Below are 22,976 nucleotides of genomic sequence, written 5' to 3'. Positions count from 1 at the left end.
GACCATCCCATGACCACGACCGACACCCGACTGACCGAGGAGGCCGTCCGCACGCTCGTCCAGGAGTGGTACCAGGCCCTCGACCGGCACGCCCCGGTGGAGGAGGTGGTCCGCTACCTGGCCGACGAGGGCCTGGTGATGCACTTCCCCGAGGGGACGCTGCGCGGCCTGGACGGCTTCCGCTCCTGGTACCGGGACGTCACCCACCGCTTCTTCGACGAGGTCCACGAACTGACCAGCGTCGACGTGCGGTTCGTCTCGCCCGTCCGGGCCGAGGTCCGCGTCGTCGTCAACTGGCAGACGAAGGTGTGGAACCCGCCGGCGCCGCACAGCGAGTGGCTCGGCTTCGACGCCACGCAGACCTGGTCGGTGGTGTTGCAGGACGGCACGCCCCGCATCCTGACCTACACCGTGGACGACCTCGCCCCCATGCCCGGATCGGCCGATCTGGGCGTCTGACCGGCCCTGCCCGACCGCCCCGCCGGCCCCGCCCCGGCGCCGCCCGGGGCGGGGCCGGCCCCGACAGACCCAGGGATCACACGATGGCAACCACCGCTCCCACCTCGCCCGGCCTCCTCACGGGCAAGAGAATCGGCATCCTGCTCGAGAACGACTTCGTCGAGGAGGAGATCGCCTACTACCGCAGACGCTTCCGGGAGGAGGGCGCCGAGGTCGTGCTCCTCACCCGGCTGTGGGGCCACCCCGAACTCACCTTCACCGGCCACGAGCAGCGCGCGCCGCTCACCGTCGACGGCGACCTGGAGTCGCTGGGCTACGACGAACTGGCGCGTTTCCACGCGCTCGTCGTGCCCGCGGGCATGGTTGCGGACCGGCTGCGCTACACCGAGAACGTCGACCGCCACGCTCCCGCGGTCGAGCTGATGCGCCGCGCCTTCCGCATCCCGCGCCTGTTGAAGGCGTTCTCCTGCCACGGCCTGTGGCTGGTCTCGGCCGTCCCCGAACTCGTCCGGGGACGGCCCGTCACCTGCCACAACAACCTCGTGGGCGACGTCCGCAACATGGGCGCGCACTACCGCGACCAGGACGTGGTCGTGGACACGGACCTGATCACCTCGCGCACCGTGGACCACTGCCACCTCCTGGCCAGGGCGGTCATCGACCGGCTCGGCGCGCCGCGCGCCCTCCCCTCCGGGCAGGTGTCCGATGGCCGCTGAGGTGGACTTCACCTTCTCCGACATGGTCGCCGGCTACGTGGTCGACCGCCGCGGCAGCCGGGTGGATCTGCGCACGCTGGACGGCCGCGCCGCGGCCGTCCACCTCACCGACACCACCTCCGGCCAGCTCCTGCGCAACCTCGGCGCCCCCTACCGGGACGCCACCGGACGCCTGCACGACCTGCTGCGGCCCGGGGCGCTGGTGTTCAGCTACGGCCCCGTCTACCCCGACCCGGAAGGGCTGCGCTTCCAGGCCGGGCACATCGTCGTCGTCAGCGACGACCCCGGCTCCTTCCCCTTCGAGCACCCCGGCTGGTGGGTGGACCAGTTGCGCGTCCTGGCCCGGTTCTACCGCCGGTCGCAGTTCGGCACCGGCCCGGTCGACTTCAGCGACTACCAGACCGAGATCGGCGGCAGCGGCGGCAAGACGGCGCACCGCGTCCAGGAGACCGACACGATCTCGCGCATGGTCTACGGCATGGCGACCGCCTACATGCTCACCGGCGAGGAGGACTTCCTGGACGTCGCCGAGCGGGGGTCGCGCTACCTGCACGACCACATGCGCTTCGTCGACCCCGCCGAGGACGTCGTGTACTGGTACCACGGCGTCGACGTGTCGGGGACGCACGAACGCAAGCTGTTCGCCTCGGAGTTCGGGGACGACTACCGGGCGATCCCCGCCTACGAGCAGATCTACGCGCTCGTCGGGCTCGCCCAGACCTACCGGGTCACCGGCGACCCGACCATCAGGGCCGACATGGAGGCCACGGTCCGCCTGTTCGAACGGTTCTTCGCCGACCCCCGCCTGGGCGGCTACTTCTCCCACATCGACCCCGTCACCCTGTCCCCGCACGACGACCACCTGGGCCCCAACCGGTCGCGCAAGAACTGGAACTCCGTCGGCGACCACGCCCCCGCCTACCTGTTCAACCTCTACCTGGCCACCGGCGAGGACCGCTACCTGCGGATGCTGGAGCACACCTTCGACATGATCGTGGCGCACATGCCCGACCGCGGTCCCGACCCGAGCCCGTTCGTCGACGAGCGCTTCCACGCCGACTGGACGCCGGACCGCTCCTGGGGGTGGCAGCAGAACCGGGCCGTCGTCGGCCACAACCTGAAGATCGCCTGGAACCTGACCCGGATGGGCGCGCTCCTGCCCAAACCCGAGTACCGGAACCTGGCCCTGCGCCTGGGCCGCACCCTGCCCGCGCACGGACGCGACCCCCAGCGCGGCGGGTGGTACGACCTGGTGCAGCGCACCGCCGTGCGGGGACGCCACGAGTTCGTCTGGCACGACCGCAAGACGTGGTGGCAGCAGGAGCAGGCCATCCTCGCCTACCTCATCCTCGCCGGGCGCACCGGGGACGCCGAGTTCCTGCGCCACGCCCGCGAGTCCGCCGCCTTCTACAACGCCTTCTTCCTCGACCACGACGAGGGCGGCGTGTACTTCACCGTGCTCGCCCAGGGGCTGCCCTACCTCGTCGGCAACGAGCGGCTGAAGGGAAGCCACGCCATGAGCCTGTACCACAAGGCGGAACTGTGCTACCTCGCCGAGGTCTACACCCGGCTCCTCGTCCACCGGGAGCCGATCGACCTGTGGTTCCGCCCCAACGGCGACGCCGACTTCCCCGGCGGGCTGCTGCGGGTCGCCCCCGACGTCCTCCCCCGCGGCTCGGCGGTGCTGGACTCGGTGACCGTCAACGGGCTGCCCCACTCCGCGTTCGACCCCGACACCCTGACCGTGTCCCTGCCCCGCACCGGCTCGCCGCTGACCGTGCGCGTCCGCGTCCGACCGGTGGAGGAGCGACGATGACCACGACGGCCTCGCGCCCCCGCCCCGCCTGGGCGGAGCGGCTCACCGCGCTCCCCCGCGCCCCCCGGCGGCTGGGAGCCCACCCCGTGCCCGGCGGGGTGCACTTCGCCGTGCACGCCCCCCACGCCCGGGACCTGCGGCTGGTCCTGCTGGACCGGGACGACGGCGCGCCGCTGGCGGAGGTCCCGTTCCCCGCCGGCTCCCGCTTCGGCGACGTGCACGCGATGGTCGTCCTCGGCCTCGACCCCGACCGGGCCCACTACGGCTACCGTGCCGCCGGGGGCGCGCTCCTGCTCGACCCGCACGCCAGGGCCGTCCCCGGCGGCGAGCGGTGGGGCGAGCGCCCGCGCTACCGCTGCGCGGTCCGCGCCGACGGCGCCGACTTCGACTGGCAGGGGGTGGTACGGCCCCGCATCCCCACCGAGGACCTGGTGATCTACGAGCTGCACGTGCGCGGCTTCACCCGGAGCCCGTCGTCGGGGGTCGCCTCCCCCGGCACGTTCGCGGGCCTGCGCGCCAAGATCGACCACCTCACCGCGCTGGGCGTCAACTGCGTCGAACTGCTGCCCGTCTTCGAGTTCGACGAGACCGACAACACCTACTCCCACCCGGACACCGGGGAGCCGCTGCGCAACTTCTGGGGGTACAACACGGTCGCGTTCTTCGCCCCCAAGGCCGGGTACGCGGCCGACCCCTCCGCCCCCGCACGCGAGTTCAAGGAACTGGTCCGCGAACTGCACCGGGCCGGCATCGAGGTGGTCCTCGACGTGGTGTTCAACCACACCGCGGAGGGCGACCACCGGGGGCCCACCCTGTCCTTCCGCGGCCTGGACGCGCCCGCCTACTACCTGCTGACCCCCGACGGCGCCTACCGCAACCTCACCGCGACCGGCAACACCGTCAACGCCAACCACCCGGTGACCAGGGCGTTCATCCTGGACTGCCTGCGCTACTGGGCCGAGGAGTTCCACATCGACGGCTTCCGGTTCGACATGGCCCCCATCCTGGCCCGCGGCCCCGACGGCGCCCTGCTGGAGCGGCCCCCGCTGCTGGAGGAGATCGCCCAGGACCCCGTGCTGGCGGACCGCAGGCTCATCGCCGAGGCCACCGACGCGGCAGGGGCCGACCTGCTCGGCCGCTTCCCGTCCTACGGGCACTGGGCGGAGTGGAACTGGCGCTACCGCGACGCCGTGCGCCGCTTCCTCATCGGCCGCCCCGGCAGCGCGGGCGAACTCGCCACGCGCCTCGTCGGCTCCCCCGACCTCTACGGGAGCCGCGGACCGCTGGTCTCCGTCAACCACGTCACCTGCCACGACGGGTTCACCCTCGCCGACTGGGCCGCCTACGACCGCCCCCGCAACCGCGACAACGGCGAGGGGGGCACCGACGGCATCGCCGAGAACCACAGTTGGAACTGCGGCGTGGAGGGCCCCACCGACGACCCCGGCGTGAACCGGCTGCGCGCCCGCCAGGTCCGCAACGCGCTGCTCCTGCTGCTGGTGAGCACCGGCGTCCCCATGCTGCTGGCGGGCGACGAGTTCGGCCGGACCCAGCACGGCAACAACAACGCCTACAGTCAGGACAACGCCGTCGGCTGGGTGGACTGGGACCTCGCCGAACGCAACGCCGACCTGGTGCGCTTCACCGCGCGCTGCCTGCGGTTCCGCCAGGCCCACCCGGCGCTGCGGCGCCCGCGCCACCCCGACGGCATCACCCCCGCGGGCTGGGCCTACCCGCCGGTGAGCTGGCACGGGAGGCGCCCCTGGGAGCCGGACTGGTCGGACGGCTCCGGCCTGGTGGCGGCGCTGCTCCACCACCGGTCCCCCGACGGGGCGGAGGACACCGTCTTCGTCGCGGTCAACGCCCGCCCTGACGCCACCCGGATCGAACCGCCCCCGGCACCGGCGGGATCCCGCTGGCACCGGTTCGCCGACACCGCCGCCGAACCGGGCCGCGACGCCTTCCCGGTCGGCGAGGAGCCCTCTCTCGACTCCCCCGCCTCCCTGGTCCTGGACGGCCACTCGGCCGTCGTCCTGGTCGCCCACCCCGCAGACCCGTCCCCGGAAAGGAGCTGAACCGTGAACTTCGAGGCGTTCCTGGGCTTCAACGACACCACCGCGACCCTGTACCTGTCGGGTGTGCTCGACGACAGCGCGCTGCCCGTCTTCCGTTCGCTGATCGACCAGGCGGTGCAGCGGCCGCTGCGCCGCCTGGTGCTGCGGGCCCACGGCCTGGAGTCCATCACCCCGGGAGGCGTGCGCTGCCTGGCCTTCGCCCAGCAGCACACCGCACCCGGCGTGGAGATCATCATCGACGGCGCGAGCGAGGCGGTGCGCGACGCCGTGCGGCTGGGCGGTTTCGCCCGGGCCGTGACCTTCGTGGAGCAGCCGGAGGCCCTCGTCGGCTGACCCCGGCCGGGCGGAACCCGCACCGCGGTGGCCGGGCCGACGGGACCGCGGAAGCCCCGGGCCGCGCGCAAACCTGTCACGACCATGCCGCGCGATGCGCTACAGTTGATCCCGTTGGCAGGCGAAAGCAGCCGACACCGGGACGTAGCGCAGTTTGGCAGCGCACTTGACTGGGGGTCAAGGGGTCGTGGGTTCAAATCCCGCCGTCCCGACCAGGTGAGGCTTACTGCAAATACCGACCCTATGGGCCGGGTTTGGAGGAGCTTCCAGGGTCAACGAAGTAAGGGAGTCGCCCATGTGGGCGGCTCCCTTCTTCTTCGTGGTCTGGTAGTGCTTGGCCCAGGAAGCCCGGGCGAGGTCGTGCAGGCGGCCAGGCGGTGCTCCGATGGTGCTGGCGTGGTAGATCGTCTGGACGGTGAACAGGTCTCCGAACGGGTCTTCGAGGTCGTGGTCGATGATCTCGTCGTGGTCGATGAAGATGTGCTTGAAGATGGCCTGGTTGAGGCGTCGGCGGACTTCGTCGCTGGCGTTGCAGCACCAGCAGCGCCTGCGCCCTCGCGGTGGCGGCGCGTTGCCAGGGCCGGATGTCGTGGGCGCGGCGGTGGGCGGTGATCCAGCGGGTCACCACGCTCCAGGTGTGGGTGGGCACGTCGAGGGTGGCACGATAGGTGATCAAGCAGGGTCCCAGTCGTCCGGTTTGTGTGTTTGGCGACTTGCATCCTGGTCCTGGGACCCTGCTGCTGCCAAACCACCCGCCGGACGAACCTGCAGGTCAGCGCGTCGTCGCGCCGATCAAATCACTGGCCCTGGTGAGAACACCTCATTGTGTAGTAAAAGTAAGAATCGTGCTACTCTCAATGCATGGGGCAGACGCGCGACCGGAAGGCAAGTGGATCAGCACCGTGCGGCTCGGCCCGAAGTCGCAGATCGTGATTCCGAAGGAAGTGCGGGACATGTTTGGCCTCGGGCCCGGAGATTCTCTGCTGCTGATGGCCGACGTGGAGCGAGGCATCGCGCTGGTCGATCCCGCGGAGTACGCCGATGTGATGAGCAAGGTGCTGGGCTCGCCGTCTGGCGAGGAGGGCCACTCGTGAGCGCGCCACCAAGAAAGTCCCGCCCATGGCACCTGTGGCTGATCGTCGTCGTCGCCACATTTTTCATGTCGGTGGGCCTGTACGACTTCGTCATGGTCGCCACCCGGAATCAGGCGTATCTCACAGACAGATACACCTCGGCGGGCGTGGAGTACTTCGCGGACTACCCGTGGTATCTCCTCGTCTTGTTCGGGATCAACGTCATCGGCGTGATGCTGGCGCTGATCGTCTCCCTGTGGAATCGGCGCGCCGCGATGTGGCTCGCACTCGTCTCGGGCGCTGCCGATGTCGTGCTCCTTCTGGTCACGATCTTCTTTCGCGATCGGTTCGCAGCCATCGGTATCGGGCTCACTTTGCAGGACATCGCGATCTGTGTCGGCATCTTCGTGCTCGCCGAGTACTTCCGGAGGCTCGCGAAACGAGACAGGTGAGCCGCCTTTTCGTCACGGAGATCGCCGGACTCCTCGAGAAGGTCGTTGAGCTCCCCGAGACGTTGCTGCCCGATCTCCCCGTGGCTCCCGATGAAGCTGATGCCTTACCGGAGGAAGTAGCGCGCGAAGCCCGGGACTTCTTCGGTGTCACACCGGGGCCGATCCAGCACGTCGTCCGGCTGGCGGAGCGCGCTGGTGTGGTCGTCGTGTTTAGCGAACCTGGCATCGCGGCGATTGACGCCTACTCCCTGCACACCGGCACGCGCCCGATCATCGTGCTCAATCCTGTGAAGGACGACTACTACCGACAGCGCTTCGATGTTGCCCACGAGATCGGGCACCTGATCATGCACCACGATGCTGAACCTGGCGGGAAGGTTGCGGAGGAGCAAGCCAACCGCTTCGCCGCAGAGTTCCTGATGCCAGCCGAGGAGATCGGGCCGCATCTTCCCGCGACGACTGCGGGTCGGGGCTGGGCCAAACTCGCGGAGCTAAAGGAGCATTGGGGCGTCAGCCTCGCTGCGCTTCTCTATCGGGCTCGTACGCTGGGCGTCATGGGAGACGTGACGTATAGGAATGCCATGATTCGTATGTCGCAGAACGGTTGGCGACGTGCTGAACCCGGCAGAATCTCATCCCTTGAGGCGCCATCGATGCTCGCTCGAGCCCGTGAGGTGATGAACGAGGCGGGCATCGATGACCAACAGCTCCTGTCTGGCGCCGGTCTCCCGCTTGATCTATATGCGATCGCAACGGCACGATCACCGCTCGCTCATGTCAACTCATCGTGAGCTCAACTGACGAACGCAGCGCCCGTCTGATCGTGGACTCGCTCACTCCGTACATCTCCATCAGCTCGCGTCGGGTCGCTCCGCTGGCGAACAGGCGCCGAGCCTCGGCCTTCTGTTCCTCGCTGAGGGCTGCGCGCTTCGCCTTGACGGTGAGGTCGAATCCTGCGCGGCGGAGCGTGTCGCGGACGGTGTTGCGTCGCACGTTGTACCGCTCGGCAAGCTCGTACGTGGACGCTCCGGCTTCGTAGTCCTCGATCAGGAGCTTGACGACCGAGCGATGCAGCGTGTTCTGCCGGGGGAGCGGGCGGTCGGCCGCCTCTCGTGTCGAGCTGCGTGCCGTGGCCAGGAGATCGGCCAATTCCGCAGTTCTCCGCGCTTGTTGGCAGTAGTTTCGCAGCATCCCGACGGATAAAATCGCAGGTCACGGGACCGTCACCCGACGAGGGAGACGGTCCCGTGTCCGTTTCTGGGAAAGGATTGGGAAAGACCGGCCAGCACGGGCAGCCGGATCGGGATATGGGTCCGGTACGAATGCCGCTATCGGTCAATGAGACGGTCGAGAAGTCGGCACCTGCAATGAAGGTCACATTCGGACGCGGGCTTTCAGCGAGTCAGCCTGGTGCCGCTCCTCCCGGATGGTCGGCTCCCCACCTGACAGGGCACACGGATGCTGCGGCTCTGACCAGCGCTGGATGCGCCTGCCCGGACACCGAGCCCGAGTCCCGCCACGGCCACGCTCATTACCGCCGCAAGAGCCGTGTCCGAAGACCCGTACCGCGATGCACCGCGCTCCCGTCCGATACGGCTGAGGCACCGTTCTTCCCCGCCTTCCCGAATTGTGGACCTACACAAACACGGTTTACGCCAATCTCACATAGAGCACTTCATCACCAAAATTGATGAATTGACGGCGTTTTCGCAACATACGTCGGCTTCTGCCGCTAATGTCGTTGCCCCGGCCCAGGCTCCGGTGTGCTCCCCGTGCGCGGAGCACACCCGGCAACCGGACCACTCCCGGGAAGCCCGTTCCCGCACCGCCGCTCCCGTGCGGGCTCCTGTCCGAGAGAGAACGACTGGGCCGGGGCGGGTGAGCACCGGCCCTGCGCCCTGTGGAAGCGAGACGTCAGAAGGAGGTCACGTGGATGACCATCAGGACCTGGTGGTGGTCGCGCTGTCGGGAGTGCAGCGGTTCATCGAGGAGTCCAGAAGCACCTCGGACCTGCGTTCGGGCAGCCAGATCATCGTCGAGTTGACCGCGCAGGCGGTGTCCGTGTTCGAGGAGTCCGCCGCCGAACTGGTCTTCCCCGCCTCGGCCAGGGAGAAGGTGGGGATGCCCAACCGGGTGGTGGCGCTGGCTCCCGCGGGGCAGGGCGCCGAGCTGGCGAAGAGAGCGGTCGAGCGGGTACACGCGCACTGGAAGGAGTGGCTGCGGGAGTTCCTCGGGCGTGAGGAGGACACGCCCGGCATGCCCTCCGTGGTGTGGGTGGTGGCCCCGCCCCGGGCGGGCGGCTATCCGGAGCAGTGGAAGGAGGCCCAGCGCCGCCTGGCGGCCCGCAAGCAGGTCCGCAACTTCACCGCGCTGGAGGCGCGGTCGACCGGCCTCTGCCTGCTGAGTCCCCGCTGGCCGGCCACCGGGCTGCCGAGCAAGGACCTGCGCCCCTTCGAACGCGACATGCTGAGCGCCGCCAACTGGGTGAAACGCGAGCACGGCCGCCGCCGCGAAGGGATCGCCTCGACCTACGCCATCGCCTCGGCCCCGTTCCGGGCCGCGGTGCTGGAGAAGATGAACGACGACGCGGCCGTGGCCAAGCACGTGAAGGACCTGCGCGAGGCGGTGAAGACGGCGGAGATAGGACTCCCCGGCTGGCCGCTGCGGGGCATGGCCGAACCCCAGGACGACACGGCCAAGTGGCTGTGGCGGCACGGCGGCCAGTGGGTCTACCCCGACTCGTGGTCGGCGGAGTCGCTGGCCCGCCAGTTCGGAAAGCCGGCCTCCGGGGAAGAGTTCGATCTTTTCCGCATCGCAGTGGGGGTCGGCCTGATCGCAGCCACCAGGCTCCAAAAAGCCATGCTGGAGAACCACAAAGTGGCGCCTCCCGCCTCCTACCTGGCAATCCTCACCCAGGACCTGGACAACATGGGCCGCCACCTCTCCGACCCGGACGTGTTGTCGCGCAAAGGGCACGCCGAGATCTCCGACCAGTTGAGGGAGGTGGCCGAGAAGCAGACCGCCCTGTTGCACAGCCCCGAGCTCCTGGGCGCCACGGCCTACGCGGGCGGCGACGACCTGCTGGCGTTCCTGCCCGCGGCCACGGCCCTCGAGGGAGCCCGCGCCTGCAAGCAGGCGGTCGTCGAGGTGTCCTCCAGCCTGCCCACCGCCAGTACCGCGCTGCTCTTCTTCCACCGCAAGTACCCGCTGCGCCTGGCCCTGGCAGAGGCCCGCAAGGCGCTGGCCGCCGCCAAGAGCATGCCTGAAAAACACGCCCTGGCCGTGGGCTACCTGCGCCGCTCCGGCACCCAGGAGACGTACGTGCGGAAGTGGACCCCCGACCGCTCCGCCCCCGACAGGCTGGTGACCGACTGTCTGGCCGTCTTCGCCCGCTCGGGCCCCCAGGAGGCGCAACTGTCCCCGGGGCTGCTGCGGGACCTGGAACGCGACGGCCCTGCCCTGGGCCGCCTCAGACCGGACACCCTTGTCGCCGAGCTGCGGCGGCTCGTCCACCGGCACACGTCCGCTCCCACCGCCGAACAGCAGAAGGAGTTCGCCCTGCAGGCCACGGACCAGCTCCGGGTCCTGGGGCTGCCCGACAGCTCCTCGTCGGCCAATCCCGAACAGCCCCTGATCGCGGCGGCCCGAGTCGCGGTGTTCCTGCGCCAGGAGTGTCGATGAGCACCAACCGCACCGCCAGCGAGACCACCACGTGGGTGGTGATCGAACCCCACGACACCGTCCACGTACGGGACGGCCGACAGTTCAGCTCCCGGGACAGCGCCACGGCCCTGGCCGAATCGGTCGCGCCCCGGCCCAGCACCATCGCCGGGGCGCTGGCCAGCGCCTACGGCGGCGACCTGACCGCGGTGCGCGGTCCCGTACTGGGCAAGCAGGACGCCGACGGGGTGTGGCGCCCCTACTTCCCGGTGCCCGCGGACGTCGTCGCGGACGTGACGGCCAACGCAAAGAAGAAAGAAAGCGACAGAAAAGCACACCGGATCGCCGTGGGGTCCACCGTGCACGGCACCGACCTCGCCGAAGCCGAAGGCGCCCCCGAGCGCCTGCTGGAACTGTCGCAGCAGACAGCGGCCAAGGTGGAGCCGGTACAGGGATGGATGCGGGGCAGGAGCCTGGAGTCCTACCTGAACGGCACGCTGTTCCGGGACCACGCCGCACCGTTGTCCCGTCTGGGGCTGGCCGACGGGGAGCCGCTGGTCCCCGAGCACCGGATCGGGATCGCCCTCCAGGACCGGCGCGTGCGCCCCGGGTACCTGTACCACGCCACCCACCTGCGTCCGCGGGAGGGGTGGGCCTTCCTGGCCGAGGTGGCCCCCCACCCCGAACGGCCGAAACCGGTGCGCAGCACGGTGGCGCTGGGCGGCATCTCCCGGCTCGCCGAGGTCACCGAGCTCCCGGCGGGCTCCGTGGCCTGGCCCCGGCGCCCCGACCGCTTTCCCGGCGGCCGGGTGCTGCTGTACGTGGCCACCCCCGCACTGTGGCCCGACGGCTGGCGTCCGCCGCTGCCCCCGGAGGCGACCCTGGTCGCCGCGGCCGTGGGCGATCCGCTCCCGGTGGCCACCGCCTCGCCCAAGCGGGGGTTCCACCGCACCCGCACCCTGCGCTGGGCGGTGCCTCCCGGCTCGGTGTACCTGCTCCGCCTGCCCGAGGAGACCGCCGCCGCCACCGCGGCCTCCTGGCACGGCCGGGCCCTGGCTCCCTCCGCCGACTGGACGTCCCCGTCCGCAGGCGAGCCGTGGCGTCCCCCCACCGACACTCCCCCGCTGGACACCGCCGGATTCGGTGTCGTACTGACAGGAGTCTGGACATGACGACCTCTTTGCTGCTGTACCTGTACGCCGAGTCGCCGCTGCATCCCGGCGCCGCGGGTAGCGACGGCGTTCTCGACCTCCCCATCCAGCGGGAGAGCAGCACCAACTACCCGCTCATCTGGGGCCAGAGCCTCAAGGGAGCCCTGCGGCAGGCCGCGCGCGACGCCAAGTGGAACGATGAGCACCTGAACCAGGTGTTCGGCTCCGAGGCGAGCGACGAGGACGAAGGCCGCCCGGGCAGCCTCACGGTGGGCGACGCCCAGCTCGTGGCGTTTCCGGTCCCCACCCTGCGCCGTTCCTTCGCCTGGGTCACCTCCCGGCTGGCGCTGAGCCGCCTGGCCCGCAAATACGCGGTCATCGGACGTGGCGGCGTGCCCGCCATCCCCAACCCCGGCGACAGCGAAGGCTCCTGCGGCCGGGGCGTGTGGGGCCAAGCTTCCAAGGAGGAGGTCCTCGGTCCCTGCCTGGTACGTCTCCGCCGCCCCGGCGGTGGCAGCGACGCTCCCGATCCCGTCACCGACTGGGCGAAGCTGCTGGCCGCCGACGCCGTGGGCTACGCCGACCACCTGAGCCCGTTCGCTTCCAAGCTCACCGAGGACCTTCTGGTGGTCGGTTCCGAGCCGATGTCCGTGCTGCTGCGCGAATGCACCGAGTACGCGGTGCGGGTACAGCTTCACTCCAAGCGCAAACAGGTGGCCAACGGGCCGTTCACCAGCGAGTACCTGCCCGCCGAAACGATCCTCGCCGCGGTGCTGACCCTGCGTGGTGAGGACAAGAACGCGGTCCAGCGGCTCCGGGAGCTGCTGGACCACTCCCTGCTCCAGGTGGGCGGTGACGAAAGCCTCGGCAAGGGCCTGGTCTGGACCCGGCTCGTCGAAGGAGGCCGCCGTGGCTGAGCGTGTGGACCAGGAAATGGTTCGCCAGGCCGAAAAGGTCATCGGCCCCGTGGTGCCCGACCCCCAGCTTGCCAAGCGCCTCCACACCCGGATGCGCCAGTTCCCGATGCGGCTGCGCTCGTCGGGGCTGGCCGCGGCGTTCGCGTTCGCGGAGAGCAGGAGCGGCGACGGCGACCACCTCGAACGCGCCTACAAGCGACTGTGCGAGGCGATCGTCCAGCACGTCCGCAGCCGACACCTGCTGGAACTGGGCGACCGGCCCACCGCCCGCGACTTCCTCGTCGCGCTCTCCGAGGCCGACCTCGTCACCTACAGCAGGGTCAGCGCCGAGGTCGACCTGCTCGCCGGGTGGCTCAGCCGTATCGCGGACGCCCGCTACGGCAGGCTGGCAGCCGCCGCCGACCGTGCCGAGCAGCAGGCCTCCGGCCGGCCCGCCGACGGGCAGCGGGAGGAGACGCCGTGACCCCTCCCCGGAACCGGCGGGGACCCCGTCCCGGGCCCCGCAACGGTGCTTCCTCCCCCGAGGAGTCGGAGGTCCTGTCCGTCCGCTACGCCGGACCGGTGGGGCGGGTCCTGAGCGGCAGCGTGCGGGAGGACCGCTCGGGCGGAGCGCCCCGCGAGCACGGCGTCCTCCACTACGAAGGGCGCTCCGTGCTGGACGGCACCGCCAACTCCCTGGTCGTCCTGCGCCGCCTGGCCGTTCTCCACGGCAGCTCCGACGCGCGCGCCAAGAAGCCCGTGCTCGACTGGGCCGCTCGCCACGCTCTCGGCCACCACGACACCTGGGCGGCCGAGGTCGCCCGTCGCCGTGCCCACGCCCTGCGCGTGCTGAGCGCGCGCGGACGCCACGTGCACCGCCTGGAGCTGACCGCCGACTGGCGGCTGGTCGTCGGCCTGGGCGAGCAGACCGGCGACCACGAGTTCGGCGTCAGCCTGCACGGCACCTACGGCTGGCCGGTCATTCCCGGCTCCACCCTCAAGGGGGCGGCGGCGGCCTGGGCGCGCCAGCAGCAGGTGCCCGCCGAACGCTACACGGAGGTCTTCGGCAGCGCGGCCGTCCCGGAGGACGAGGAGGACAGCAGGGGCGGCCGGGGCCGCGTGCGCTTCCTCGACGCGCTTCCCCGGGCCGGCTGCGAGCCCCGCCGCCGACTGCGCGTCCACAGCGACGTGATCACCCCGCACCAGCACGCCTACCACACCGAAAGCGGTGCGGAACCGGGCGCCCCCGGAGAGCACCACCAGCCGATCCCGCTGCCGTTCCTGTCGTTGAGCGGCGCCTTCGTCGCCGACCTCGTCGGCGACGACCCCGGACTGGTCCGGGAGGCCGCCGAATGGCTCGCCCACGCCTGCCGCGAGAACGGGATCGGCGCGCGCACCACCGCGGGCTACGGCTACCTCACCGCCACTTCCACTGACGACTGGGAGCAACCATGACCGTTCACCTCGTCTCCGTCGGCCTCACCCTGCGTGACAGCCTCGCCGATCCGAAGCAGTTCCTGGACGGCGACCACGAGGACGTGTTCTACGCCCTCCTCGACAGGGCCGAGACCCTGATCCCCTCAAGGGGCGACCTGGACCGCCATCGCAAGGAGATCGCCCGCCAGCTCGTCCCGAACACCTCCGAGGCCGACAGGCTCCTCACGGAGATCAACGAGGTCCGCCCGGACCTGTGGCTGAGCCGGGCCAGCGCCGAACTCGCCGCCCTGGCCAGGTACAGCGATCGCCGTTCCACGGACCTGCCGCGCAAAGCCCGGCTGGATGCCGGAAGCAAGGACACCGTCGTCCTCCTGACCACCGACACCGTCGCGGGACTGCGCTCGGCGCTGTGGAACGCCCTGGCACTGACCTCGGGCGACCCCACCCGCGTCCTCTGGCTCCCCACCCCGCAGGACCCGGTCTCCCATCCTGAGGGGAAAGTCATCATCGCACCGATCACCGGCCTCGCCGTCGGCGACCCTGACGCCATGTTCCGGGCCATGCGGAACCTGGGACTGCTCGGCCACGCCCTCGTCGACGACATCGTGGGCCCTGGAAAGGACTACGTCTTCCACCTCTCCGGCGGTTACAAGGCCACGATCCCCTACCTCATCGGGCTGGCCGAGGGCATGCGCGGTCTCAAGGACAAGGACAAGGTGGCGTCAGTAACCGCCTACGTCCTGCACGAGGACGACCTGAGCCACCTGATCCCCCTGCCGCTGCGCATCCTCCCCTACGAGGTTCTGCAGGACGAGTTGGAGTCCGTGGACTGGGACGACCAGCCGCCGCACGGCCTGGGACGCCGCCTGCACCAGGTGTCCGGGCACCAACTGCTGGACGGATACGCCTACGAACGCCGCAACAAGGAATGGCGGTTGACCCCGTTCGGCGAAGGACTGCTCCACCTCATCCCCTGATCCAGGAGACCGGTCGTGACCACCGACACTGCGCCATCGACGCTACTCCCGGAAGCGCTCCATGCGCTCCACGAACGGCTGTGCGGCGGTGTGCTTTCCAACGCGCGACGACTGTCCCCAACCGGGCCGTCCACCCTCGATCGGATCTGGAAAGAACTCACCCCGCATCTGGAACGCCTCTGGGCGTCCGTTCCCGTATCCCCCGGTCCGCTGCCCGAGGCCGACTCGGTCGAAGAGGCGATCGAACGCTTCAGCAAGCACCTCGCCGCCCGTGACGAGCGGGTGCGCCGCCAGCTCCGCTTCCTCGTCCTGTGCCCGCACGAGATCCTGACCAGGTCCCTCGGCAGCGGCACCGGTCACACGTCCCCGGCCTCTGACGAGGCAGCCCTCCGAGTCCACTGGGTGCGGGCCTGCGTGACCGTGGAAGCCGTGTGGCGCTGCGTCGACTCCGCCGCTGACGCCTACGGTGAGCTGGCTCGGTTGCGCCCGCTCGCCGCGCGCAACCGCTTCCTCGTCCTTGCGGAGCCGATGCGCTACCGAACAGACTTCACCAGCCCGTGGGTCCCCGGCCGCGCGAGTGTCTCCCGGGGAACCGGCGATCCCACGAAGCACGTCTTCGGCACGAACACCCGCCAGCTCCTGGCGGACCGGGCCCGCGCCGCACGTCGCGACTGGTACGCCTACCTCAGCGCCTACCAGTCGCACCCGCTGCTGGCCCAGGCCGAGTTCCGCAGGATCGAGGACGAGCTCCGCGAACTCTGCACCGCCCGCGGCTACTGCACCGGTCCGCTCGTCCTGTCCCCCCTATCCCTGGACAAGGACGCTCGGCCCGACGGCGAGGACGAGGACGTGGCCTGGGAAGTCCTCCAGAACCATCTGCTCCCCCGGTTCCGGTTCCTGGAGGCGGCGCCCCTCACCGCCCGCACCACGGCCCGTCGCTGTTACGTCTACTCGGTGTCCGTCCTGGCCTGCGGGTGCGTCCTCGGCGCCGTGGTCGCGGCGCTGTTCTTCGGCTCCTACCAGTTCGCGGCGATACCGGCCGCGCTTTGCTACGCCTCCATCGGCTTCGGAACGGCGGTCTTCGGACGGGCGTGGGCGGCCCTGTGGCTGCTGAGGCTGCCGGCCGCCGCCACGCTCGGCATGGTCCCCCTGATCGCCTTCCCCGACTGGTGGCAGCGCATCCGGTTCGACTGGCAGATCGGCCCCATGGAGCTGGCGCCGCTCCTGCTCCTCGGAGTGTCCTACGGCTACCTGGTCATCGAGGCCCGCAACCACGACGTGGGCCGATGGCGTGCGTTCGGCCGCGCGGCCGCGGTCACCGCCGTCGGCGCCCTGCACGCGTTCCTGGTCGCCCTTCTCGGCCTGACGGTCATCGCGCCGGTCTTCGGCGAGAAGACCTCGAACACCACCATCGCCAGCCTGTGGACCGCCTCGGACAACGCACCCGTCGCGGCCCTGGTCACGGCCGCCGCGTTGTGCCTGGCCATCGGCGTCTTCTCCCAGATCCTGTGGGACGAGCGCCCCATCACCGCTCCCCTGGCGCACACCCACTGGCGCGGCAAGCACTAAGGAGCACCATGCCCTGGATCACCCTGCGTCTACGTGTCACCACCCCGCTGTTCAACGGGGACGACGACGTCCCCCTGCGGGTCAGCTCGCTGCGCGGAGCCATGCGCTACTGGTTCCGCGCGCTGGCCGGGAGCCGGGTCGGCCCCGACATCCGCGTCCTGCGCCGCCTCGAGAACACGGTCTTCGGCAGCACCGAGGACCCCGCTCCGGTCCGGATGCGGCTGACCGGACTGCCCACCGTACGGAGGAACCCCCACCCCTCGTTCCTCGACAAGCAGGAGGAGCCCGGGATCGGCTACCTCATGGGCCAAGGGCTCGGCTCCTTCACCGGAGGCGGGTACCGGATTCTCCGCCCCTACGTGCCCCCCGAGAACTCACAGTTCGCCCTCGAGCTCGCGCTGCCGAACACCGACGGGGACAGGTCCGAGCGGTCAGGCGACGAGCAGTCGCCCCATCCCGACGAATCCGTTGTCGCCCTGACCCTGGCCTCCCTGTGGATGGTCTGCGCCTACGGCGGGGTGGGCGCGCGCGTCCGGCGCGGCTTCGGCGGGCTGAGCATCATCAAGGTCGAGCCCCACGGCCACGTCCTGCCCGCCCCCTGGACGGACCCGGAGCTGCTCCGTTCCCCCGGCCTCGACCACTACCGGGCTTTGGACAGCCTGCAACGCCTACAGCCCATCGGCCCCCTGGAGGCCTGCCTGCCCCACGTCGACACCCTGCTCACCCACCTGGGCGTCGCCGATGCGGCGCGCCCCTGGCGCGAGGACGAGACGCCGACCTACCCGGTGTTCAGCTCGACCCGCACCTGTGCCGGGCTCAGCGCCTACTCCGCCGACCACTGGAACGAGCTGCTCGCCCACGTCGGGCGGCAGTACCGGCTGTCGCGGGCGACGAGCGACAACAGCGCGTCGAGGACCAACTACCGGCCCAAGGTCAAGACCCCCGAACGGGACGCCGTGCTGCGGGGCGGCTCCGACCGCTTCCCCCTGGGCGCGCTCGGCCTTCCCGTGGTCTACTCCAAGGACAGGGTGACCGTGGGCGAGCGCCGCGCCTCGCCGCTGTGGCTGCGCCCTGTGAGAGGCGACGAGGGGTGGCGGCTGTTCTCCTTCGCCTTCCACAACACCTTCCTGCCGGAGGGGACCGAGGTGAAGCTGAACGGGCTCGGCGGCCGGAGCGTCGCCGTCACCGACGACGACGTCGTGCAGCGCACCGGCGACTGGGTGCGGCGGATGCGGACCGATCCGGCCCCCTACCGTCTTCCGTGGGAGGAGGCCCGGACGGGGGCGTGGAGCGGAACCTGAGCGGGAGTACCGGGGAGGGGCTCTGCCGCGTCTCGGCGTCCTGCTCCGGTCGCGCCGGGCAGCGCAGGCGCGCCGCCGGGCGTGAGGCGGACCGGGGCCGGAGCACCGGCGCTGCCTCCTCCTGCGCCGCCGCCTTCGCAGCCCCGGCCCGTTCTGTCGAGAACGACTTCTTCTCAGCCCCAGGCCCGGAACACGGGAACGTTCACCTCTTCGGGGTCGAAACAGGAGTCGTCCCAGTCTCCTTCGAGGACGAACCCGAAGAACTCCCGCAGCGCCTCGTTGGCCAGATCGATCGGGTGGAACGGGAGCACACAGCACTCGTCACCGGGGACGGAGTACTCGCCTCTCCAGAAGGGCTCCTCGAAGGCGAACTGGCTTCCCAGGTCCTCGAGGATCCCGATCTCCGAGCTCATGCTCAACGATCTGACGACGCTCCCCTTCGCCCAGACGGCGAACCCCGCGTAGTCCGTGATGCTGTGCATGAACACGCCGTAGGCGTTCCTCCCCTCCGCCAGGCGCGAGATCTGCCCGGTCAGATCGCTGGGGCGGTCCTGCGCCAGCCAGCGGCAGCAGACGACCTCGACCCCGGGAAAGCTCGCCGCGCACACCACCCCGTCCTCGGGCCAGACAGCCCTGTCGAGCGGGAGAGCACCGGACGGCTGGGCCTGGCCGCCGAGGATCTTCTCCGCCAGTCTCCTCGAACTCTCGGGGTCGATGTCAGAAGCCCTGCGAAACGCTTCTCTCGGCTCTCCTGCGACAAAGGCTACGATTGCGGCTTTCGACCCCACACCACACCTTCTTCACCAGCATGTTCCTCAGTCCCCTCAACGGCTGGACGCAGGAAGCCCCGACCGTCCGTTCCATGGCCGCCCCCGTCTCGTCGGCTTCCCAGCGGCCCTACCGGACCAGGCCGTCTCCCAACGCGAGACGGTCGGCAGTGCTCCCCTGGCGGCCCCGTCGTCCGCTGTCTCCCCGAGGCCATCGGGCGACGGGGCCCCCGCCCGTGACAGCGGCGTGCGGGAGAGTGCCACCGCGCGCGGCTGCGAGTCGACCGGGGCGAGGCGGCGGTGCGACGCCGTCGGGCGACAGTCCCCGTTCCCCGACGGCCCCGGGTCCTCGTGCGGCAGACCGACGGCACTGGGGCGCCGGCTCCCGCTCCCGGCGGCCCGGACCGGCAGCGCGTTCGCCCGCAACGGTCCGGCTCCGGAAACGGCGGATTTCCTGTTCGGAGGACGGGCAGGCCGCAGGCGAGGAACGCCGCTCGCCTCTGGGACTCCCGGACGGATCGGCCCCACTTCCCCGCACACGCTCTGCCTGCTCTTTCTCCGTCTGATCGACCGCCACAGGGGATCCTGCACACCGCCGGGCCTCACCGTCCGCACGTGGCGGCCCGGCGGTGATCCGCAACGGAAAAGGTACCGGAAAAGGCAGGTACTTTGTCACTGTCGCACGGCCGATAACCGGTGTCCCGCTCCGGGGAGCAATCGGTTTTTCTCCGCCGCCCTGGGCGTTCTGCCGAGGGGATGTCATTCTCTTTCGACGGAAAAGAGAAAAGGGACTCGCCGCCCCCGTCTTACGGACGGACCGTTCACGACTGTCGGTGACCACAACTTTCCGTTCGGTCCGGATCGTCCACCGCGTGCCGGGGAGAGCTCGCGGCCGGAGCCGACATCCGCCATGGCTGCGAGATGACGGAAATTCCAGAACCTCATTCTCCTGGCGGCAGACCGCCCGGCAGTGCACCCGTTCTCGGCACCGACCGGATTTTCTTTCCACCGGTGGCCTCTCGATGCCGCCGTCGAAGACGCGGGCCGGAGGAGGGTTCGGCTCTTCGCAAGCCGGCACCGCTCAAGGTCCACCGGTGAAGACGGGCAAGTCGACAGGCGGGCCAGGCCTCTGCCGACCGGGCCCGGGAGGCGTGTCCCGCCGGGAGGGGGTGCGGCGGCCTGGTGTCCGCGGTCCTCCGCGGCCATCGTCTCCCGTCGTGGCTGTAGGCCGGGGCAGTCGGTCGCACGTGCCCGGCCGCCCCGGCCGCTCCCCGCTCCGAGTCGTGCGACCACCGCCGTCCCCCTGCCGACTCCTCTGCTGCGCCGGGAGGCCGCAGCTTCCGGTTTCCCTCCTGCGCGGTTCCGACAGCCGTGGCCCTGGAAAGCGTCCAGGACCGCGGAGTTCCGTCCGCCGCGGACCGGGCCTCGTTCGTCCCCGCAGCGGCACTCCTCCTCGTCGGGTCCCGGCACCCGCGCGACCGCCGCTCCGGTGAAAGCGGTCTCCGTTGCACCGGACCGGTCGGGCTCCTGGCCGGTCGTCAGGAAAGCAGCGACCGGGACAGGAGGGAGCGGAGAAAACCCCGTCAAAGCAGACGGCACAGGCGGAGAAGGTCGTCCGAAAATCCCGCTGCTCCACCCTGGAGCCACCGCGTCGCCCCATTCCGGTCTTTCCTCGCCGTAGCGGAGGAGTAGGCGTTCCCCGGTCAGGAACACCGGGGGCAGGTCGCTTCCGAGGACGGACGAGGAATCCCCCCTTCTCCTCTTCCGTCCGGGCATAAGTGCTCCCGGAGAATTCCTCGTCCGTCCCTGGACTCCTTCGGGCGAAAAGCAGCCGCGGCCGTCAGAACTCTCTCCAGGACGGACCGCGCCGGAAATTCACCGTGAACCCGCCGTTGGAGACCGCTCCACCGCATTTCTGGACCATGCGGATGCGGTTCGCCGGAAAGCCTTCCCCAGAGGGCGGGAACACGGTTCCCGTCGTTCTCGGCCGCGGCCTGCCTGCCGCGCCCCGCTCGTTCCGCGGCCGCCGCGACGGGGCGCTCACGCGTACTGCACGAGCTGGATCAGGTTGCCGCAGGTGTCGTCCAGGACCGCGGTGGTGACCTCGCCCATCTCCAGGGGCTCCTGGGTGAAGCGCACGCCGAGCCCGCGCAGTCGCTCGAACTCCGCGTGCACGTCGTCCACGGCGAAGGCGGCGGCCGGGATGCCGTCCCCGACCAGTGCCTCCCGGTACGGCCCCACCGCGGGGTGGCTCGCGGGCTCCAGCAGCAGTTCGGTGCCGTCGGGGTCCTGCGGTGAGACCACCGTCAGCCACCGGTGCTCGCCCAGCGACACCTCGGTCTTCTTCACGAAGCCCAGCACCTCGGTGTAGAAACGCAGGGCCTTGTCCTGGTCGTCGACGAAGACGCCGGTCAGGTGAGTCCTCATGGGTCTGCCCTCTTCCGGCGGGGTCTGATCCACCGCTCGACGACGTGCTCCAGCGGTGCGGTGTCCGGGTCGTGGAACTTGTAGCACCCCTCCCGTCGGCTCCTGACCAGCCCCGCCTCCTCCGGTACGGCCAGGTGCTGGGAGATCGCCTGACGGGAGCTGCCGATGCGGTGCTTCATGCTCAGCCGCGCGCAGATCTCGACCAGGGTCTGCCCCGGCCGCTCGACGAGTTCGTCGAGGATGACGCGGCGGGTGGGATCGGCCAGGGCCTTGAAGATCTCGTCGGCCACACCCCCACCACAGGCAAGGGTTCACTTGCCCCTCGAGGCTGGGAGCTGCCCTTCCACTCGGCTCCTCCGATCCGTTGCCGGGGCGGCCCCGGGGCAGGCCCGCCTGCGGGCCGGGAGAACTGTCTGCTCCTCGGGACGGCGGGCCGCGCCGGTCCGGGGTCTCCGACGCCCCCGTGCGCCGACGGGCTGCTGCCCGCGGTCGGCTCCTCCGCGGAGCGCAGCAGCCCTGGCACGGCCGGGCCGCCGCCTCCGGGTGTGGTCGGAGGTCGGACGGATCTGGCCCGGCGGATTCAGCCGACGGCCCGCCCGGCGGCTCCCCGACCGGGCCGCCCTGAGAAGTACCGCGGGTTCCCCGCCTCCCTCGCCGCCTGCTGCTCTCCCCCGAAGCACCGCGCCCCGCTGCTCGCTTCCGCTGGCGGGACCGCACGGTCCACAGCAGGCCATCAGATGTTTCCGGCCATCAGGCGACCGGAACGCACCTCCTGGTGACCTCCGGCTGCCGCAGCTCCGCCAGCAGCGCGTCCCGCCGCCCGGCCCGGCGGAGCGCCGGGCCGTCTCAGTCCTCCTCGCGCGGCCCGCGGTGCTGGTCGTACTGCACGCCGATCACGTCGCGTCCGGCCCGGGCGTGGCGCTGGTCGATGTGGTCGCCCTGGTAGGTGGTGGTCGTGATCCCGCCGTGGATGGTGTGGGCCTGGATCGCGGTTCCGGTCACCTCGCCGATGATCGTGTTGACCACCTTCCCCTCCCGGGCGGGGGCGAGGTCGTCGAGGAGCGCGCGCAGCTCCGCTGCGGCGTCGGGGTGGTGTTTGAGCAGGCGGCGCAGTTTGGGGCGCCACTCGGCCACGGCCTCCTCGGCCGTGCTCTCCCTCTCGACGAGCTCCTCGCGGGTCTGGTCCAGCTCGGCCTCGGCGGCCGGACGGCCGCGGCCGAACAGGGCGGCGGCCCGTTCCCGCACCGTCTCCCAGGCCGCCGTGGTCATGGCCTGGACCAGGGCCGCGGCCCCGGCGGCGGCCAGTTCGGCGCCGTCCATCTCCCCGACCTCCTTCGTGTCCGAGTCGGATGTGTCCCGGTGGCCCTGTCCGGCCTGGGCCGGAAGCAGGCGGAGCCCTCACGCTAGCCGCCCCGGCCCCGCCGTGCCACCCGATGGCCGCACCCGGCGTCCCATTCCCGCCGGGTCTCCTCCGCCGACGCGGACGGAGGGTCCGCAGACCGCTCTCGGACGGGACCGCGCCCCAGCCGGGTCCGGCGCAGCGGGCAGGCCGCGCTGTGGCGGTGCTGTCAGCGGATCCTGGCCCCGTAGACGTGCTCGACCGGCATCACCACGAGCACCCTGCGTTCGTCGACCATGGCCTGCCGGTACTCCTCCCAGTCCGGGTGCTCCCCGGCGGCCGCGCGGTAGTAGTCCACGAGGGCCTCGACCTCGGCCCCGTAGGGGTCGCTCCCCGGTCCGATGAGGGTCGCGGTTCCCTCGGCGGTGGCCCACGCCCCGCCCCGTCCGGGGGCGGACCGGGGTTCGGGGCGGGGGGAGCCTTTGGGGGCGGGGCGCGCGTGGCGCCCCCCGCCGCGGCCGGATCAGC

22 protein-coding genes, 1 tRNA gene and 1 pseudogene are annotated in these 22,976 nt (G+C 70.8%); 18 read left to right on the top strand and 6 right to left on the bottom strand.

What is annotated here, in order from left to right:
- The first annotated feature begins 9 nt into the window (after positions 1-9).
- The 10 genes from AC529_RS07580 (at position 10) to AC529_RS07545 (ending at position 7,715) form a co-directional block, all read left to right on the top strand.
- Positions 10-459: a nuclear transport factor 2 family protein gene (locus AC529_RS07580; RefSeq protein WP_068755050.1), complete on the top strand. Its 450-nt coding sequence runs from the start codon at positions 10-12 to the stop codon at positions 457-459.
- 83 nt (positions 460-542) lie between these two features.
- Positions 543-1,175, top strand: a complete 633-nt coding sequence (locus AC529_RS07575) for a DJ-1/PfpI family protein (RefSeq protein WP_068755048.1) — start codon at positions 543-545, stop codon at positions 1,173-1,175.
- Entirely contained in the window at positions 1,165-2,991 is a 1,827-nt protein-coding gene (locus tag AC529_RS07570) for an AGE family epimerase/isomerase (RefSeq protein ID WP_068755045.1), read from the top strand. Before AC529_RS07575 ends, AC529_RS07570 begins: the two co-directional genes overlap by 11 nt.
- On the top strand, positions 2,988-5,066 hold the full coding sequence (locus AC529_RS07565; protein ID WP_068755043.1) for a glycogen debranching protein: 2,079 nt from the start codon (positions 2,988-2,990) through the stop codon (positions 5,064-5,066). Before AC529_RS07570 ends, AC529_RS07565 begins: the two co-directional genes overlap by 4 nt.
- Positions 5,067-5,069: 3 nt before the next feature.
- Positions 5,070-5,399, top strand: a complete 330-nt coding sequence (locus AC529_RS07560) for an STAS domain-containing protein (RefSeq protein WP_068755041.1) — start codon at positions 5,070-5,072, stop codon at positions 5,397-5,399.
- 138 nt (positions 5,400-5,537) lie between these two features.
- Positions 5,538-5,614 (top strand) — tRNA-Pro (locus tag AC529_RS07555).
- 181 nt (positions 5,615-5,795) lie between these two features.
- Entirely contained in the window at positions 5,796-6,011 is a 216-nt protein-coding gene (locus AC529_RS20010; RefSeq protein WP_157080106.1) for a hypothetical protein, read from the top strand.
- Positions 6,012-6,067: 56 nt separating this feature from the next.
- The gene (locus AC529_RS20395) at positions 6,068-6,493 is read left to right on the top strand and encodes an AbrB/MazE/SpoVT family DNA-binding domain-containing protein (RefSeq protein ID WP_198156340.1); all 426 of its coding nucleotides are present in this window, start codon (positions 6,068-6,070) and stop codon (positions 6,491-6,493) included.
- Entirely contained in the window at positions 6,490-6,924 is a 435-nt protein-coding gene (locus AC529_RS20390; protein ID WP_077687065.1) for a hypothetical protein, read from the top strand. Before AC529_RS20395 ends, AC529_RS20390 begins: the two co-directional genes overlap by 4 nt.
- A complete protein-coding gene (locus AC529_RS07545; protein ID WP_198156339.1) occupies positions 6,921-7,715 on the top strand; it encodes an ImmA/IrrE family metallo-endopeptidase in 795 nt (264 codons plus the stop codon). Before AC529_RS20390 ends, AC529_RS07545 begins: the two co-directional genes overlap by 4 nt.
- On the opposite strand, the gene AC529_RS07540 is transcribed toward AC529_RS07545, so the two are convergent.
- The gene (locus tag AC529_RS07540) at positions 7,702-8,073 is read right to left on the bottom strand and encodes a helix-turn-helix domain-containing protein (RefSeq protein WP_068755036.1); all 372 of its coding nucleotides are present in this window, start codon (positions 8,071-8,073) and stop codon (positions 7,702-7,704) included. The genes AC529_RS07545 and AC529_RS07540 overlap by 14 nt on opposite strands.
- 780 nt (positions 8,074-8,853) lie before the next feature.
- On the opposite strand from AC529_RS07540, the gene AC529_RS07535 reads away from it, so the two are divergent.
- The 8 genes from AC529_RS07535 (at position 8,854) to cmr1 (ending at position 17,915) form a co-directional block, all read left to right on the top strand.
- The gene (locus tag AC529_RS07535; RefSeq protein ID WP_068755034.1) at positions 8,854-10,605 is read left to right on the top strand and encodes a Cas10/Cmr2 second palm domain-containing protein; all 1,752 of its coding nucleotides are present in this window, start codon (positions 8,854-8,856) and stop codon (positions 10,603-10,605) included.
- Entirely contained in the window at positions 10,602-11,756 is a 1,155-nt protein-coding gene (locus AC529_RS07530; protein ID WP_068755032.1) for a type III-B CRISPR module-associated Cmr3 family protein, read from the top strand. The genes AC529_RS07535 and AC529_RS07530 overlap by 4 nt, the downstream gene beginning before the upstream one ends.
- A complete protein-coding gene (cmr4, locus tag AC529_RS07525; protein ID WP_068755030.1) occupies positions 11,753-12,652 on the top strand; it encodes a type III-B CRISPR module RAMP protein Cmr4 in 900 nt (299 codons plus the stop codon). The genes AC529_RS07530 and cmr4 overlap by 4 nt, the downstream gene beginning before the upstream one ends.
- Positions 12,645-13,115, top strand: a complete 471-nt coding sequence (locus tag AC529_RS07520; protein WP_068755028.1) for a type III-B CRISPR module-associated protein Cmr5 — start codon at positions 12,645-12,647, stop codon at positions 13,113-13,115. The genes cmr4 and AC529_RS07520 overlap by 8 nt, the downstream gene beginning before the upstream one ends.
- Positions 13,112-14,086 carry a type III-B CRISPR module RAMP protein Cmr6 gene (gene cmr6, locus AC529_RS07515; protein WP_068755026.1) on the top strand — a complete coding sequence of 325 codons (975 nt, stop codon included), beginning with the start codon at positions 13,112-13,114 and terminating at the stop codon, positions 14,084-14,086. The genes AC529_RS07520 and cmr6 overlap by 4 nt, the downstream gene beginning before the upstream one ends.
- Positions 14,083-15,045 (top strand): hypothetical protein, encoded by a 963-nt coding sequence (locus AC529_RS07510; protein ID WP_068755024.1) that lies wholly within the window; start codon positions 14,083-14,085, stop codon positions 15,043-15,045. Before cmr6 ends, AC529_RS07510 begins: the two co-directional genes overlap by 4 nt.
- A 90-nt stretch (positions 15,046-15,135) precedes the next feature.
- On the top strand, positions 15,136-16,614 hold the full coding sequence (locus AC529_RS07500; RefSeq protein WP_157080104.1) for a hypothetical protein: 1,479 nt from the start codon (positions 15,136-15,138) through the stop codon (positions 16,612-16,614).
- 8 nt (positions 16,615-16,622) lie between these two features.
- Positions 16,623-17,915 carry a type III-B CRISPR module RAMP protein Cmr1 gene (cmr1, locus tag AC529_RS07495; protein WP_068755018.1) on the top strand — a complete coding sequence of 431 codons (1,293 nt, stop codon included), beginning with the start codon at positions 16,623-16,625 and terminating at the stop codon, positions 17,913-17,915.
- A gap of 173 nt (positions 17,916-18,088) precedes the next feature.
- On the opposite strand, the gene AC529_RS07490 is transcribed toward cmr1, so the two are convergent.
- The 5 genes and pseudogenes from AC529_RS07490 to AC529_RS07470 all read right to left on the bottom strand — a co-directional run.
- Positions 18,089-18,703, bottom strand: a complete 615-nt coding sequence (locus AC529_RS07490) for a DUF6928 family protein (RefSeq protein WP_068755016.1) — start codon at positions 18,701-18,703, stop codon at positions 18,089-18,091.
- A gap of 2,019 nt (positions 18,704-20,722) precedes the next feature.
- Entirely contained in the window at positions 20,723-21,109 is a 387-nt protein-coding gene (locus tag AC529_RS07485; protein ID WP_068755014.1) for a VOC family protein, read from the bottom strand.
- Positions 21,106-21,399, bottom strand: coding sequence for an ArsR/SmtB family transcription factor (locus tag AC529_RS07480; RefSeq protein WP_068755012.1), 294 nt, complete (start codon positions 21,397-21,399; stop codon positions 21,106-21,108). The genes AC529_RS07485 and AC529_RS07480 overlap by 4 nt, the downstream gene beginning before the upstream one ends.
- 556 nt (positions 21,400-21,955) lie before the next feature.
- Complete coding sequence (locus tag AC529_RS07475; protein WP_198156338.1) at positions 21,956-22,429, bottom strand: hypothetical protein; 474 nt, start codon at positions 22,427-22,429, stop codon at positions 21,956-21,958.
- 248 nt (positions 22,430-22,677) lie between these two features.
- Positions 22,678-22,890 (bottom strand): annotated as a pseudogene (locus AC529_RS07470) (PPOX class F420-dependent oxidoreductase); the annotation flags it as partial.
- Positions 22,891-22,976: the final 86 nt, after the last annotated feature.

The organism is Thermobifida cellulosilytica TB100 (assembly GCF_001517975.1).
Lineage (GTDB): Bacteria > Actinomycetota > Actinomycetes > Streptosporangiales > Streptosporangiaceae > Thermobifida > Thermobifida cellulosilytica.
Note: the sequence above shows the minus strand (reverse complement) of the source record. Positions and strands in the feature narration are given on the sequence as shown.

Coding starts and splice junctions, on each gene's coding strand:
- AC529_RS07530 (WP_068755032.1), top strand. CDS start 10,602: ATGAGCACCAACCGCACCGCCAGCGAGACCACCACGTGGGTGGTGATC.
- AC529_RS07570 (WP_068755045.1), top strand. CDS start 1,165: ATGGCCGCTGAGGTGGACTTCACCTTCTCCGACATGGTCGCCGGCTAC.
- AC529_RS07565 (WP_068755043.1), top strand. CDS start 2,988: ATGACCACGACGGCCTCGCGCCCCCGCCCCGCCTGGGCGGAGCGGCTC.
- cmr1 (WP_068755018.1), top strand. CDS start 16,623: ATGCCCTGGATCACCCTGCGTCTACGTGTCACCACCCCGCTGTTCAAC.
- AC529_RS07475 (WP_198156338.1), bottom strand. CDS start 22,429: ATGGACGGCGCCGAACTGGCCGCCGCCGGGGCCGCGGCCCTGGTCCAG.
- cmr4 (WP_068755030.1), top strand. CDS start 11,753: ATGACGACCTCTTTGCTGCTGTACCTGTACGCCGAGTCGCCGCTGCAT.
- AC529_RS07485 (WP_068755014.1), bottom strand. CDS start 21,109: ATGAGGACTCACCTGACCGGCGTCTTCGTCGACGACCAGGACAAGGCC.
- AC529_RS07575 (WP_068755048.1), top strand. CDS start 543: ATGGCAACCACCGCTCCCACCTCGCCCGGCCTCCTCACGGGCAAGAGA.
- AC529_RS07580 (WP_068755050.1), top strand. CDS start 10: ATGACCACGACCGACACCCGACTGACCGAGGAGGCCGTCCGCACGCTC.
- AC529_RS07510 (WP_068755024.1), top strand. CDS start 14,083: ATGACCGTTCACCTCGTCTCCGTCGGCCTCACCCTGCGTGACAGCCTC.